Source organism: Vibrio sp. L85 (genome assembly GCF_963871815.1).
Classification (GTDB): Bacteria; Pseudomonadota; Gammaproteobacteria; order Enterobacterales; family Vibrionaceae; genus Vibrio; species Vibrio harveyi.
Window position 1 is genome coordinate 91,903 of record NZ_CAWMYL010000243.1, and the last position, 13,954, is coordinate 105,856.

At 45.3% G+C, this 13,954-nt stretch carries 11 protein-coding genes; 9 read left to right on the plus strand and 2 right to left on the minus strand.

Features of this window, described 5'->3' with window-relative positions; all coding sequences use genetic code 11:
- Positions 1 to 184: 184 nt before the first annotated feature.
- The 7 genes from AACR11_RS23235 (at position 185) to AACR11_RS23265 (ending at position 8,292) form a co-directional block, all read left to right on the plus strand.
- Complete coding sequence (locus AACR11_RS23235; protein ID WP_009702147.1) at positions 185 to 1,816, plus strand: ABC transporter substrate-binding protein; 1,632 nt, start codon at positions 185 to 187, stop codon at positions 1,814 to 1,816.
- 107 nt (positions 1,817 to 1,923) lie between these two features.
- Positions 1,924 to 2,844, plus strand: a complete 921-nt coding sequence (oppB, locus tag AACR11_RS23240; protein WP_079325142.1) for an oligopeptide ABC transporter permease OppB — start codon at positions 1,924 to 1,926, stop codon at positions 2,842 to 2,844.
- Between the two features lie 15 nt (positions 2,845 to 2,859).
- On the plus strand, positions 2,860 to 3,762 hold the full coding sequence (gene oppC / locus AACR11_RS23245; RefSeq protein ID WP_005444726.1) for an oligopeptide ABC transporter permease OppC: 903 nt from the start codon (positions 2,860 to 2,862) through the stop codon (positions 3,760 to 3,762).
- A gap of 30 nt (positions 3,763 to 3,792) precedes the next feature.
- Positions 3,793 to 4,764: an ABC transporter ATP-binding protein gene (locus AACR11_RS23250; RefSeq protein ID WP_005444728.1), complete on the plus strand. Its 972-nt coding sequence runs from the start codon at positions 3,793 to 3,795 to the stop codon at positions 4,762 to 4,764.
- Positions 4,761 to 5,753, plus strand: coding sequence for a murein tripeptide/oligopeptide ABC transporter ATP binding protein OppF (gene oppF, locus AACR11_RS23255; protein ID WP_009698507.1), 993 nt, complete (start codon positions 4,761 to 4,763; stop codon positions 5,751 to 5,753). Before AACR11_RS23250 ends, oppF begins: the two co-directional genes overlap by 4 nt.
- A gap of 184 nt (positions 5,754 to 5,937) precedes the next feature.
- On the plus strand, positions 5,938 to 6,882 hold the full coding sequence (locus tag AACR11_RS23260; protein ID WP_029790463.1) for a glutathione S-transferase family protein: 945 nt from the start codon (positions 5,938 to 5,940) through the stop codon (positions 6,880 to 6,882).
- Between the two features lie 135 nt (positions 6,883 to 7,017).
- A complete protein-coding gene (locus AACR11_RS23265; RefSeq protein WP_029790462.1) occupies positions 7,018 to 8,292 on the plus strand; it encodes an MgtC/SapB family protein in 1,275 nt (424 codons plus the stop codon).
- 71 nt (positions 8,293 to 8,363) lie between these two features.
- Here AACR11_RS23265 and pta read toward each other — a convergent pair whose 3' ends face one another.
- Positions 8,364 to 10,529 (minus strand): phosphate acetyltransferase, encoded by a 2,166-nt coding sequence (gene pta / locus AACR11_RS23270; RefSeq protein WP_005439640.1) that lies wholly within the window; start codon positions 10,527 to 10,529, stop codon positions 8,364 to 8,366.
- A gap of 138 nt (positions 10,530 to 10,667) precedes the next feature.
- Complete coding sequence (locus AACR11_RS23275) at positions 10,668 to 11,864, minus strand: acetate kinase (protein WP_005444740.1); 1,197 nt, start codon at positions 11,862 to 11,864, stop codon at positions 10,668 to 10,670.
- 345 nt (positions 11,865 to 12,209) lie between these two features.
- On the opposite strand from AACR11_RS23275, the gene yfbV reads away from it, so the two are divergent.
- Entirely contained in the window at positions 12,210 to 12,662 is a 453-nt protein-coding gene (yfbV, locus tag AACR11_RS23280) for a terminus macrodomain insulation protein YfbV (protein WP_005444743.1), read from the plus strand.
- A gap of 315 nt (positions 12,663 to 12,977) precedes the next feature.
- Positions 12,978 to 13,943 (plus strand): ABC transporter substrate-binding protein, encoded by a 966-nt coding sequence (locus AACR11_RS23285; RefSeq protein ID WP_029790460.1) that lies wholly within the window; start codon positions 12,978 to 12,980, stop codon positions 13,941 to 13,943.
- Positions 13,944 to 13,954: the final 11 nt, after the last annotated feature.

The window sequence follows — 13,954 nt, forward strand, 5'->3', positions numbered from 1 at the left end:
TTATTAGTTTTTTTGCTACATTTTTATGGCAAATTACTTCAATGATTGCTAATGTGTGCCGCAGTCTTTGTAAGGTTTTAGTGTTTTGTGCTCAGAAAGTGTACTAAAAAATTCTAAAATTCTGACCGTTCCAGTCCCTTGCAGAGAAGTCATGGATGCTAATGAAAAACTTGGAGTTTTACGCATGTATAAGAACAAAATCACCAAAGCCCTTCTTCTAGGTGCTGGTCTGGCAGTGGCTGCCTCTTCTTCTACCGCTTTCGCTGCTGACGTTCCAGCAGGCACTAAACTAGCAGATAAACAAGAACTCGTTCGTGGTAACGGTACTGAAGTTGCAACAATCGACCCGCACAAATCTCAAGGGGTTCCAGAGTCGCATGTGATTCGTGATCTTCTTGAAGGCTTAGTGAACCAAAATGCAGACGGCGACACTATCCCTGGTGTAGCTGAGAGCTGGGAAACCTCAGACAACAAAACTTTCACCTTCCATCTACGTAAAGACGCAAAATGGTCTAACGGCGATCCTGTAACAGCGCAAGATTTTGTATACAGCTGGCAGCGTGCGGTCGATCCTGCGACGGCTTCACCATATTCTTGGTACATGGAATACACCAAGATGAAGAATGCAAAAGACATCGTTGCGGGCAAAAAAGACAAGAGCGAGCTCGGTGTTAAAGCGACTGACGACCACACGCTAGTGGTTGAGTTAGATACCGCCGTTCCTTACTTTGTAATGATGGCTGGTCACACAACAATGAAACCAGTACATAAAGCGACAGTTGAGAAGTTTGGTGATCAGTGGACGAAACCAGAAAACTTCGTAGGTAACGGCGCTTATGTCGTAAACAACTGGGTTGTGAATGAGCGTCTAGAGCTTGTTCGCAACAACGAATACTGGGATAACGACAAAACGGTTATCAACAAAGTAACGTACCTTCCAATTGAGAACGGTGTTGCTGAAATGAACCGTTTCCTATCTGGTGAAATTGATTTCACGTCTAAACTGCCGACAGAGCACTTTAAACGTCTGAAAAAAGAGCACCCAGAATCAGTATCGGTTGAAGGTAGCCTGTGTACTTACTACTACTCATTCAATACTAAGAAAGAACCATTCAACGACGTTCGCGTTCGTAAAGCGATTTCTTACGCTATCGACCGTAACATCGTAGCAAACGCAATTCTTGGTCAAGGTCAGAAGCCTGCTTACTTCCTAACGCCTGAAATTACAGCGCATTTCAACCCTGAGCTACCAGCTTACGGCAAGATGACGCAAAAAGAGCGTAATGCAGAAGCGGCACGCCTATTGGCTGAAGCGGGTTACGGTAAAGACAACCCACTTAAATTCTCTCTTCTATACAACACGGATGAGAACCACAAGAAACTAGCAGTAGCACTAGGTTCTATGTGGAAGAAAACTCTAGGTCTAGACGTAACGCTAGAAAACCAAGAGTGGAAAACTTACCTATCGACTAAAGACCAAGGTGATTTCGAAGTGGCACGCGCCGGTTGGTGTGGTGACTACAACGAAGCATCTTCATTCCTAACCCTAATGGTTAGCTCGAACACAACTGGTGGTCAGCACTGGGGTAATAAAGAGTACGATGCTCTGATTGATAAAGCGATCAAATCGACTTCTGAAGAAGAGCGTACCAAAATTTACCTAGAAGCTGAGCAACTGATGGCGAAAGATATGCCAATTGCGCCTATCTACCAGTATGTTCGTTCTCGTCTATTAAATCCGCACGTTGGTGGTTTCCCTGCAAACAACGCGGAAGAAAAGATCTACACCAAAGATCTTTACATCAAAGCTGACTAATTAAAGTCACTTCAAAACTATAAGAATAAGGCTCACACGCACCATTGAAGGAGCGTGTGCAGCCTATCATTTACATTTTAACTGTCACAGACTGAAAGAGTGAGTTTATGCTTAAATTCATCGCAAAAAGGATATTTGAGGCGATCCCAACCATGTTGGTTTTGATCACCGTATCTTTCTTTCTCATGCGTTTCGCACCGGGTAACCCATTCTCGAGCGAGCGCCCATTACCGCCAGAAGTTATGGCGAACATTGAAGCTAAATACGGTCTAGATAAGCCTGTATTTGAGCAATACACCACATATTTGACCAACGTTATCCAAGGTGATTTTGGTCCTTCATTCAAATACTTAGATTACACAGTAAATGAGCTAATCTCTGTTGCGTTACCAGTATCAGCGAAGGTTGGTTTTATCGCCTTTATCTTCACTGTAATTTTGGGGGTGACGGTTGGAACCATAGCCGCACTCAAGCAGAATACTTGGGTGGACTACGCCATAATGTCAACGGCGATGCTCGGGGTAGTTATGCCGTCCTTCGTATTGGCTCCTGCTCTGATTTACTTGTTCTCTCTCCATTGGAATTTATTCCCCGCGGGTGGTTGGCATGACGGAGGGTGGCAATACATTGTGCTACCTGTGATCGGTATGTCATTGCTCTACGTGGCGACTTTCGCACGTATCACTCGTGGCTCGATGATCGAAACATTGAACAGTAACTTTATTCGTACCGCTCGCGCAAAAGGTCTAAGTTACCGTTACATCATCCTGAAACACGCACTAAAACCAGCTCTGCTTCCTGTTGTGTCATACATGGGACCAGCGTTTATAGGTATCATCACAGGTTCGGTTGTTATCGAGACCATTTTTGGTCTGCCTGGTATCGGTAAGCTGTTTGTCAACGCTGCCTTCAACCGTGACTACTCGCTAGTAATGGGTGTGACCATTCTGATTGGTTTCCTATTCATTCTATTCAACGCTATCGTTGATATTCTGCTAGCAATGATTGACCCGAAAATTCGCTACTAACAGGGAAGTATGGTTATGTTAACGAAAAAAGAGAATCTTGAAGCGGTCGAGAAATTTGCAGAGAACCTGGAAGTTGAAGGCCGTAGTTTGTGGCAAGATGCCCGTATCCGCTTTATGCGTAACAAAGCGGCGATGGTGAGCTTGTTCATTCTTGCATTGATGACCCTAGCGGTAATCTTCTTACCGATGATTGCCCCTTACGCTTTTGATGATACTGACTGGTATGCAATGCACGTTGGTCCGAGTGCTGAGCACTGGTTTGGTACAGACAGCCTAGGTCGAGACCTTTACGTACGTACGCTGATTGGTGGTCGTATCTCTCTAATGGTTGGTGTTCTAGGTGCATTAGTTGCGGTTGTGATTGGTACACTTTACGGTGCGGCTTCTGGCTTCATTGGCGGTAAAGTTGACCGTATCATGATGCGTATTCTTGAGATCCTATATGCGGTACCGTTCATGTTCCTAGTTATCGTACTGGTAACATTCTTCGGTCGTAACATTGTTCTTATCTTCGTCGCTATCGGCGCTATCGCATGGCTAGATATGGCTCGTATCGTACGTGGTCAAACGCTAAGCCTGCGTAGTAAAGAGTTTATTGAAGCGGCACACGTTTGTGGTGTGAGCAACTGGAAGATCATCACTCGCCACATCGTTCCAAACGTATTGGGTATCGTAGCGGTTTATTCAACACTACTTATCCCAAGCATGATTCTAACGGAATCATTCCTTTCATTCCTTGGTCTTGGTGTACAGGAACCAATGACAAGTTGGGGCGCACTTCTACAAGAAGGCTCACAAACAATGGAAGTAGCAATCTGGCAGCTGGCATTCCCAGCAGCGTTCATGGTTGTGACTCTATTCTGCTTCAACTACGTTGGTGACGGTCTGCGCGATGCGCTGGATCCAAAAGACAGATAATTAAAAATAGAAAGAATAAAGGAAGCAATGATGAGTTTATTAGATGTCAAAGATCTGCGCGTCGAATTTACCACGCAAGATGGTATCGTAACCGCAGTAAACGATTTGAACTTCTCTCTGAATCAAGGCGAGACCCTAGGTATCGTAGGTGAGTCTGGTTCAGGTAAGTCACAAACTGTATTCGCAATCATGGGTCTACTGGCTAAGAACGGTATTATCTCTGGTAGCGCGAAATTTGAAGGTCGAGAAATCCTTAACCTTCCAGAAAAAGAGCTTAACAAGGTTCGAGCGGAACAGATCGCTATGATCTTCCAAGACCCGATGACCTCTCTTAACCCATACATGAAAGTCAGTGATCAGCTGATGGAAGTACTGATGCTGCACAAAGGTATGGGCAAAGCAGAAGCATTCGAAGAGTCTGTTCGTATGCTTGAAGCGGTAAAAATCCCAGAAGCTCGTAAGCGTATCACTATGTACCCACACGAGTTCTCGGGCGGTATGCGTCAACGTGTAATGATCGCAATGGCGCTGTTGTGTCGTCCAAAACTGCTTATTGCGGATGAGCCAACAACGGCATTGGACGTTACGGTTCAAGCGCAGATCATGGATCTGCTGAACGAGCTGAAATCTGAGTTCAACACTGCAATCATCATGATCACGCACGACCTTGGTGTTGTTGCAGGTTCATGTGACAAAGTACTGGTTATGTACGCGGGTCGTACCATGGAGTACGGCACAGTGAACGAAATCTTCTACAACCCAAGCCACCCATACGCAGAAGGTCTATTGAAGGCTATTCCTCGTCTAGATACAGAAGGCGAGATTCTGCCAACGATTCCTGGCAACCCGCCAAACTTGCTTCGTCTACCACCTGGCTGTCCTTACCAAGATCGCTGCCATCGCGTGATGGATCGTTGTAAGCGTGAAGCACCAATTCTGACGCCATTTGGTGATGGTCGTCAGCGTGCATGTTTTTCTGAATGGGAGGCTTGGAGCAAATGAGTACAGATAAAAAGCTAATTCTGGATGTATCTGATCTGAAAGTTCACTTCAGCATTGCATCAAAATCTGCGTGGCCTTGGTCAAAACCGTCAAGCCTAAAAGCGGTAGACGGCGTAAACGTTCGTTTATACGAAGGCGAGACCCTTGGTGTAGTAGGCGAGTCCGGTTGTGGTAAATCGACATTTGCTCGCGCCATCATTGGTCTGGTGGAAGCAACAGACGGTGAAGTGGTTTGGTTGGGTCAAGATCTGACAAAAATGAAAGACGTCCAACGTCGTGAAACGCGTAAAGAAATCCAAATGATTTTCCAAGATCCTCTGGCTTCTCTTAACCCACGTATGACGGTTGGTGACATCATCGCTGAACCATTAGAGACATTCTACCCAGAGCTGACTAAGCAAGAAGTGAAAGACCGCGTTAAAGAGATGATGGCGAAGGTAGGTCTTCTACCAAACGTTATCAACCGCTACCCACACGAATTCTCTGGTGGTCAGTGTCAGCGTATTGGTATCGCACGTGCTCTGATTTTAAAACCTAAGATGATTATCTGTGACGAGCCAGTATCAGCACTGGATGTATCGATTCAGGCTCAGGTAGTTAACCTATTGAAAGAGCTGCAAAAAGAGCTTGGTCTTTCATTGGTGTTCATCGCGCACGATTTATCAGTTGTGAAACACATTTCTGACCGCGTACTGGTTATGTACCTCGGTAATGCTGTGGAGCTGGGTGAAGCAGATGCGTTGTTTGCAGATCCAAAGCACCCATACACTCGTGCACTAATGTCTGCTGTGCCTATTCCAGATCCGGAAATTGAACGCAGTAAGAAGATCCAGATGTTAGAAGGTGATCTACCATCTCCGATCAGCCCACCATCGGGCTGTGTATTCCGTACTCGTTGCCCTCAAGCAACGGATGAGTGTGCAAAGACAAAACCAAATATCCAAGGTTCTGATATTCATGCAGTTTCTTGTTTGCACGTAGCAGTGTAATTAGATTCGGCCTGTGACGGGCTTAAGCGCGGCTCCTTTTATAGGGTCGCGCTTTTTTTATGCCTACGATCTAGGCTTGATTTAGTTCATTCGAAATTCTTGAACAAGTTGAACTAAGCGGTTGGATTTTAAGCTTTGCATGATTCGCTAATATAGTGGAAAACAGAATCTGAGGAGAGCAGTCATGGGTAAGTTAGTTGAAGGTGTTTGGCACGATGTATGGTACGACACTAAATCAAGTGGCGGTAAATTCGTGCGAGAAGATGCAGGGTTTCGCAACTGGATTAAAAACAAACCGGATGCAACCTATCAACCAGAGTCTGGTCGCTATCACTTGTATGTTTCACTTGCTTGTCCTTGGGCGCACCGAACGTTGATTTTTCGAAGTCTCAAAGGGTTAGAAAAACACATCGATGTCACCGTGGTGTGTCCTGATATGCTAAACGAGGGCTGGCAGATGGGATTGCCTGAGCCATTATTTGGTTACTCCCGTATGCATCAAATTTATACTGAAGCTAAACCGGATTACACTGGTCGAGTTACAGTGCCAGTATTATGGGACAAGAAGACCAATACCATTGTGTCGAATGAATCGTCAGAAATCATCCGAATGTTTAACTCTGAGTTTAATGAGCTAACAGGCAATCATGATGATTATTACCCGGAGCAACTTCAAAGTGTGATTGACGAATGGAATGATTACATCTATCCAAACGTGAATAACGGTGTTTATCGTTGCGGGTTTGCCACAACTCAAGAGGCGTATGAAGAAGCTTTTGATTCACTCTTTGATGCTTTGGATAAAATTGATGCCCATCTTGCGACGCATCGCTACTTAGCAGGTAATAAAATCACTGAAGCGGATTGGCGCTTGTTTACTACTCTTGTGCGTTTTGACGCGGTGTATGTTGGCCATTTCAAGTGTAATAAACAACGTATTGCTGATTACGCAAACATTCAAGGTTATTTGAAAGAGCTGTATCAAATAGAGGGTGTGGCAGAAACCACGGACTTCTACCACATAAAGCGTCACTATTATTTTAGCCATACTGGCATCAACCCAACACAAGTGGTACCGAAAGGTCCTGAATTAGATTTGGATTCACCTCATGGTCGAGAATCTATCTAAGTTTAAAACCTCTAAGAAAAGCGCCATTTGATGTGGCGGTTTTCTTTTTTCTCAATATCTTCTTAGCATCACAGCTTCTTCCTACCAATCACATAAACTGATGATATAACAACCGATCTTTGACCGAGGTGGGGTATGGATATCAACGAGTTTGTCAGTGGCGAGCATCTAATTTGGAATCTGTTTGTTGCTCTGCTTTTGGGTGCGATTGTGGGAACACAACGTGGCTGGGTGATGCGTAATAGCGTCGAAGGCAGTCGCGTTGCAGGTATCCGCACCTTTTCTTTAGTCGGTTTGCTTGGTGGCTTGGTTGGGATTCTTGCCAATCTGTATACGCCTTTGCTACTCGGTTTTGCTCTTATTGCCTTGGTTATTCTTGCTTGCATTGCGTTTGTTATTCAGCAGAAAAAGAGTGAAGACATCAGCATTACTGGCGTCGTCAGTTTAGTCATTACGTTTGTTCTTGGTAGTTTGGCTGTATCCGGTGAGCCTGTTCTTGCTGCGGCAGCTGCCGTTATCACCGCAGTTGTTCTGGACAACAAGAGAGAACTTCATCAGGCGCTTCAACGCCTCCAAGAGTACGAGCTTGATGCCGCTTTGCGCCTGCTGCTCATTTCCATCGTCTTGTTGCCGCTCTTACCTAATCAAGCTTACGGTCCTTGGAATGCACTTAATCCTTATGAGATTTGGTGGATGGTGGTGTTGATTGCCAGTATTTCATTTGTGGGCTACTTTGCGATTAAAATTGGTGGGGCGAAGCGAGGCATTTTGTTTACTTCTGTCTTCGCTGGCTTAAGCTCATCTACTGCGCTCACACTGCAGTTCTCCCATCTTTCACGCGAACAATCGAGTATCAGCCCTTTGCTAGCAAGCGGCATACTATTGAGTTGCGGTACCATGTTTCCTAGGCTGCTAATTGTGCTGTCAGTGATTAACCCTCAGTTAGTGACATTGTTGTGGCCCATCGTCATGATTATGATGATTGCTCTTTACTTCCCTGCTTGGTGGATATGGCGTCGAAGTGAGGTAGGGAAGGTGGAACAATCAAATAAACAAACCAATCCTTTGGCATTGCAATCGGCGTTGTTCTTCGGTGTCGTATTGGCTGTGATTATGCTGTTATCGCATGCACTGTCTGATCTGTTTGGTAATGCTGGTGTTCTGATACTATCTGCGCTATCCGGCATTACAGATGTCGATGCTATTTCCCTTGCTCTTGGGCGACAAAGTACCCAAACCCTAAGTGTGGAAACCGCGGCACTGGGTATTCTTATCGCGGCATCAGTCAATACAGTGGTGAAAATGGGGATGGTTGTCGCAATAGGGGATAAGGCATTGTGGAGAAGAGTTGCGCCCGTCATGGTTGGATGCGTGCTTTCTGGTGCTATTTTGTTTTTGGCTTTGTATTGATTTATCCGAATACGAAATGAAAAAAAACCTCGCCGTGGCGAGGTTTTATTATTTTGGAAGAAGCGAAGTTATTAGTTAACTGCTTTTTCTTTTGCTTGGTCAGCTTGATCTGCCTGAATCGCAGTTAGAGCAACTGTGTACACGATATCGTCTACTAGTGCACCGCGAGATAGGTCGTTTACAGGCTTGCGCATACCTTGCAGCATTGGACCGATAGATACTAGGTCTGCTGAACGTTGTACCGCTTTGTAAGTCGTGTTACCAGTGTTTAGGTCTGGGAATACGAATACTGTTGCTTTACCTGCTACTGGAGAGTTAGGCGCTTTAGAAGCTGCCACGTTTTCCATGATCGCTGCGTCGTACTGTAGAGGACCGTCGATCACTAGATCTGGACGCTTCTCTTGAGCAATCTTAGTCGCTTCACGTACTTTATCTACGTCTGCACCCTTACCAGATTCACCAGTAGAGTAGGAGATCATAGCAACGCGAGGGTCGATACCAAATGCCGCTGCAGAATCAGCAGATTGGATAGCGATTTCAGCAAGCTGTTCAGCTGTTGGATCTGGGTTGATCGCACAGTCACCGTAAACCAATACTTGGTCAGGTAGCAGCATGAAGAATACAGAAGATACGATAGACGCATCAGGTGCAGTCTTGATGATTTGGAACGGAGGAACGATAGTGTTTGCTGTGGTGTGAACCGCACCAGAAACTAGACCGTCTACTTCGTCGTTCTCAAGCATCATTGTGCCTAGGAATACTGAATCTTGTAGCTTCTCACGAGCAACAACTTCAGTCATACCTTTCGCGCCACGTAGTTCAACTAGACGAGCAACGTAGTTTTCACGAACTTCATCAGAGTTGATGATAGTTACGCCAGCACCTAGCTCAACGCCTTGTTGTGCAGCAACGCGACGGATTTCGTCTGGGTTACCTAGAAGCACACATTCAGCGATACCGCGCTCAGCACAGATAGCCGCAGCTTTAACTGTACGTGGCTCATCACCTTCAGGAAGAACGATACGTTTGCCAGCTTTACGAGCGAACTCAGTTAGCTGGTAACGGAATGCTGGTGGGCTTAGACGACGAGACTTCTGAGTACCTTCAGTCATAGACTCGATCCAGTTACCGTCGATGTGACCAGCAACGTGCTCGTTGATGAACTCAATACGCTCTTTATCGTCTGCAGGTACTTCGATAGAGAAGCTCTGTAGGTTTAGAGAAGTCTGCCAAGTGTTACCTTGTGCTTTGAAGATCGGTAGACCAGTTTCGAACGCTGGCTTACAAAGACCAGTGATCTCTTCAGGGATGTCGTAACCACCAGTCAATAGAACTGCACCGATATCAACACCGTTCATTGCTGCAAGTGCTGCCGCAACGATTACGTCTGGACGGTCTGCAGAAGTAACAAGTAGAGAACCTGGTTTGAAGTGCTCAATCATGTTTGGCAGAGAACGTGCACAGAAAGTGATGCTCTTAATACGACGAGTCGCAATGTCACCTTCGTTAATGATGTCAGCATTTAGGTGCTGAGCCATATCGATAGCACGAGTAGCGATCAGATCGATGCTCCATGGCACGCAACCTAGTACACGAATTGGAGAAGTGTTGAAGATTTCCATCACTTTCATTTCGTTTTGCTTCGCGCTGTCTGCATCATCAAAGATTTCAGATAGGTCAGGGCGAGTACGGCCAGCTTCGTCAACAGGTGCGTTTAGCTTGTTGATGATTACGCCAGAGATGTTCTTGTTCTTAGTACCACCGAAGTTAGAACATGCTACTTCGATGCGCTCTTTAAGTTGAGCTGGGTTATCTGTACCAGGAGTTGCAACAAGAACGATTTCCGCGCCTAGAGTCGCTGCGATTTCCGCGTTCACTTGGTTAGCGAATGGGTGCTTACGAGTTGGTACTAGACCTTCGATAAGCGTTACGTCTGCATCTTTGTTGATTTGGTTGTAACGCTCAACAACAGTTTCTAGCAGCTCGTCCATGTTGTCGTTACCGATTAGGCTTTCAGCAACAGACATCGCTAGTGGTTGACCGATCTTCATATCGCTGTTGTAACCAACGATAGTTGAAGTTAGATCAGGTTGATCACCGCCAGAACGTGGCTGTGAAATTGGTTTGTAGAAAGAAACCTTAACGCCTTTGCGCTCCATTGCGCGAAGAACACCCATGCTTACGCTAGTTAGACCAACACCAGCACTTGCAGGGATAAGCATAATAGTACGAGACATTCGTAGAGTACCTTTAGCTATTGGGGGATAAAAGCTCAACTCTTATTCCATGAATAATTCAGAGAATAGGAGTTAAGCCCCTAAGAAATTCTTTTGGAAGAAAAACTGGCTAGCCGAGTGGCTAGCCAGTTAAATCTATTAAAGACCTGCTAGGCGTGCAGTGTCTTCAGCAATTACTAGCTCTTCGTTAGTAGAGATAACCATTGCTGGGATACGGCTGTTAGCTGTAGTGATAGTACCTTCACCGCCGAAACGTGCTTTAAGGTTAGCTTCACCATCAACTTCGATACCGAAGATACCTAGACGGTTTAGAACCATTTCACGGATAGGACCAGAGTTTTCGCCGATACCGCCAGTGAACGTGATTGCGTCTAGACGACCTTCCATAGAAGCAGTGTAACCAGCTACGTACTTAGCTAGACGGTGACAGAACACGTCCATTGCACGAGTTGCTTCTTCTTTCTCACCGTAGTTGTCTTCAACGAAACGACAGTCAGAAGTCACTTCAGTTAGACCAGCAAGACCAGACTCTTTAGTTAGCATGTTGTTGATTTCTTCAACAGAGTAACCTAGAGCGTCGTGTAGGTGGAATACGATAGCTGGGTCGATATCACCACAACGAGTACCCATTACTAGACCTTCAAGAGGAGTAAGACCCATAGAAGTGTCTACAGATTGACCGTTCTTGATTGCACAAACAGAAGCACCGTTACCTAGGTGACAGTTGATGATGTTTACTTCTTCAACTGGCTTGTTTAGTAGGCCTGCAACTTCACGAGTGATGAATAGGTGTGAAGTACCGTGCATGCCGTAACGACGGATACCGTGCTCTTTGTATAGTTTGTATGGAAGAGCGTATAGGAAAGACTCTTCAGGCATAGTTTGGTGGAACGCAGTGTCGAATACAGCAACGTTTTGAAGCTCTGGGAAGTTGTGTTTAGCAGCTTCGATACCGATGATGTGCGCAGGGTTGTGAAGCGGTGCGAAAGTCGCAGCGTCTTGAATACCTTTTAGTACGTCATCAGTGATTAGTGCAGATTGAGTGAACTGCTCACCACCGTGTACGATACGGTGACCGATAGCGCCTAGGTTAGCTTTAAGCTCTGGCTTAGAAGCAAGAATAGTTTCAACCATGAACGCTAGTGCTTCTTCGTGTGCTGCACCGTTGCCTAGTTGAGCTTCGTGTTTACCGTCAAGTTTCCACTTGATACGTGCTTCAGGAAGGTGAAGACATTCAGCAAGACCTGATAGGTGCTCTGCACCTGTTTCTGCATCAACAACAGCAAATTTAAGAGAAGAACTACCGCAGTTTAAAACTAAAACTAGCTTAGACATGTGTGACTACCTGTTATTCGTCTGATCAAAATCAGTTAAAGGATGAAAAATTAATCACAAGAATAGACGATACCGCCAAGGGTGCGTACTAATCTTGGTCAAAAATTGTTCTAATTCCGTATAAATGAATAGTGATGAACCCATCCACCACTATGAAGCGATCCGTGCAGAATAAAATCTCGGAGTTGCTTAAATTGTAAATAACGGCAACAATGAGATTGAGGGTCTGCAAAGGATAGCGATAATAGGCAATGATAACAAAAAAATTTTGAAAGAATATTAACTTTCATCAATTTTTTGCGCCTTCAGTTGAAATGTTCAACTATTTTTTAGTGAGAGAGCGGTATGAGCAAACAAGTCGGATTGATCCATAGCCTGAAAGACGGTCAGAGTTACATGGAGATCTGGCCGGTTCGTAAAGAGCTGAACGCCATTTTTCCCGAACAACGCATTATTAAAGCAACACGCTTTGGCATTAAAGTGATGCCAGCGGTCGCAGCAATCAGTGTGCTCACTCAAATGGCTTTTAACAATTATGATGCGCTTCCTCAAGCCATTGTGGTTGCACTGTTCGCAATCAGCATGCCACTGCAAGGCATGTGGTGGTTGGGCAGCCGTTCCAATACTAAGTTGCCACCTGCCTTAGCATCGTGGTATCGAGAGCTGCACCAAAAAATTACCGAAACAGGATTTGCTTTAGAGCCTGCTAAAGCGCGTCCAAGATATAAAGAGCTCGCAGTAATTTTAAACCGAGCTTTTCGCCAACTGGATAAGACTTCATTAGAGCGTTGGTTCTAATCTTCTTGTTCGGTCATCAACTCATTGAAATGGAGTGTGCTTTTAGCCACTCCATTTTTTATGCCCGCAACATGGTTTTTTACTCTTTGCTTATTTGTAATCACCGCCTCTCGTGCCGATTGTGAGATCACAAATGTTACTTTGTTGTTAAATCTTACTTTTCTTTCCTGAGGCTTAGCGTTAATAATGATAATTAGATGCACAAAAAGTGCGCAGCTATAAACACAACATCCCATCTTCTACTTCAAAGACTCGTGAGTACGTCAGCAACATTGTGCTTGCAGTTCAAGGACGAAGAAACATCAAGGAGTCATGATGAAAACAAAACGTTTACTCGCCATTGCTATTCTTGCTACGACCACGGCTTTTTCTTCCGCTAGCGTTCTGGCTAAAACCGCGACTGTCGCGGTATCACAGATTGTTGAACACCCTGCTTTGGATGCAACTCGTCAAGGGTTGTTAGACGGTCTGATAGCCAAAGGGTATGAACAAGGGAAGAACTTAGAGTTTGACTACAAGACAGCGCAAGGTAATCCAGCAATCGCCGTTCAGATCGCACGCCAGTATGTAGGAGAAAGCCCAGACGTCCTCGTTGGTATAGCAACGCCATCAGCACAAGCTTTGGTCTCTGCGACTCGCTCTATTCCTGTTGTGTTTACTGCAGTGACGGACCCTGTTGGTGCCAAGTTGGTCAAATCGATGAGTCAACCAGGAAAGAATGTCACAGGACTCTCTGATTTATCTCCGGTCGCACAGCACGTTGCGTTGATTCAGGAAATCTTACCTTCGGTGAAATCCATTGGCGTGGTTTACAACCCAGGGGAAGCAAATGCCGTCACCTTGGTACAGTTATTGAAAGAGAGCGCAGAGTCAAAAGGATTAAAAGTTGTGGAAGCGACGGCACTGAAAAGCGCAGATGTACAATCTGCAACTCAAGCTATTGCAGCGAAATCGGACATTATTTACGCACCAACAGATAACACGGTTGCAAGCGCGATTGAAGGAATGATCGTTGCCGCAAACCAAGCGAAGAAACCGGTATTTGGAGGCGCGACGTCATATGTTGAGAAAGGGGCTATCGCAAGCTTAGGTTTTGACTACTACCAAGTCGGTGTTCAAACAGCCGATTACGTGGCAGCTATTCTTGAAGGGCAAGATCCGGGTAAGTTAGATGTAAAAGTGGCGACGGGCTCCGATCTTGTCGTGAATGAAGGCGCGGCAAGTAAGCTTGGTATTCAATTGCCAGGTTCTGTTGTGAAACGTGCAACTAGTATGCAGTAAGCGTTGTTTTT

Excerpts from the sequence above, each read along its gene's own strand:
- AACR11_RS23235 (WP_009702147.1), top strand. The coding sequence starts at position 185 with ATGTATAAGAACAAAATCACCAAAGCCCTTCTTCTAGGTGCTGGTCTG.
- oppB (WP_079325142.1), top strand. The coding sequence starts at position 1,924 with ATGCTTAAATTCATCGCAAAAAGGATATTTGAGGCGATCCCAACCATG.
- oppC (WP_005444726.1), top strand. The coding sequence starts at position 2,860 with ATGTTAACGAAAAAAGAGAATCTTGAAGCGGTCGAGAAATTTGCAGAG.
- AACR11_RS23250 (WP_005444728.1), top strand. The coding sequence starts at position 3,793 with ATGAGTTTATTAGATGTCAAAGATCTGCGCGTCGAATTTACCACGCAA.
- oppF (WP_009698507.1), top strand. The coding sequence starts at position 4,761 with ATGAGTACAGATAAAAAGCTAATTCTGGATGTATCTGATCTGAAAGTT.
- AACR11_RS23260 (WP_029790463.1), top strand. The coding sequence starts at position 5,938 with ATGGGTAAGTTAGTTGAAGGTGTTTGGCACGATGTATGGTACGACACT.
- AACR11_RS23265 (WP_029790462.1), top strand. The coding sequence starts at position 7,018 with ATGGATATCAACGAGTTTGTCAGTGGCGAGCATCTAATTTGGAATCTG.
- pta (WP_005439640.1), bottom strand. The coding sequence starts at position 10,529 with ATGTCTCGTACTATTATGCTTATCCCTGCAAGTGCTGGTGTTGGTCTA.
- AACR11_RS23275 (WP_005444740.1), bottom strand. The coding sequence starts at position 11,864 with ATGTCTAAGCTAGTTTTAGTTTTAAACTGCGGTAGTTCTTCTCTTAAA.
- yfbV (WP_005444743.1), top strand. The coding sequence starts at position 12,210 with ATGAGCAAACAAGTCGGATTGATCCATAGCCTGAAAGACGGTCAGAGT.
- AACR11_RS23285 (WP_029790460.1), top strand. The coding sequence starts at position 12,978 with ATGAAAACAAAACGTTTACTCGCCATTGCTATTCTTGCTACGACCACG.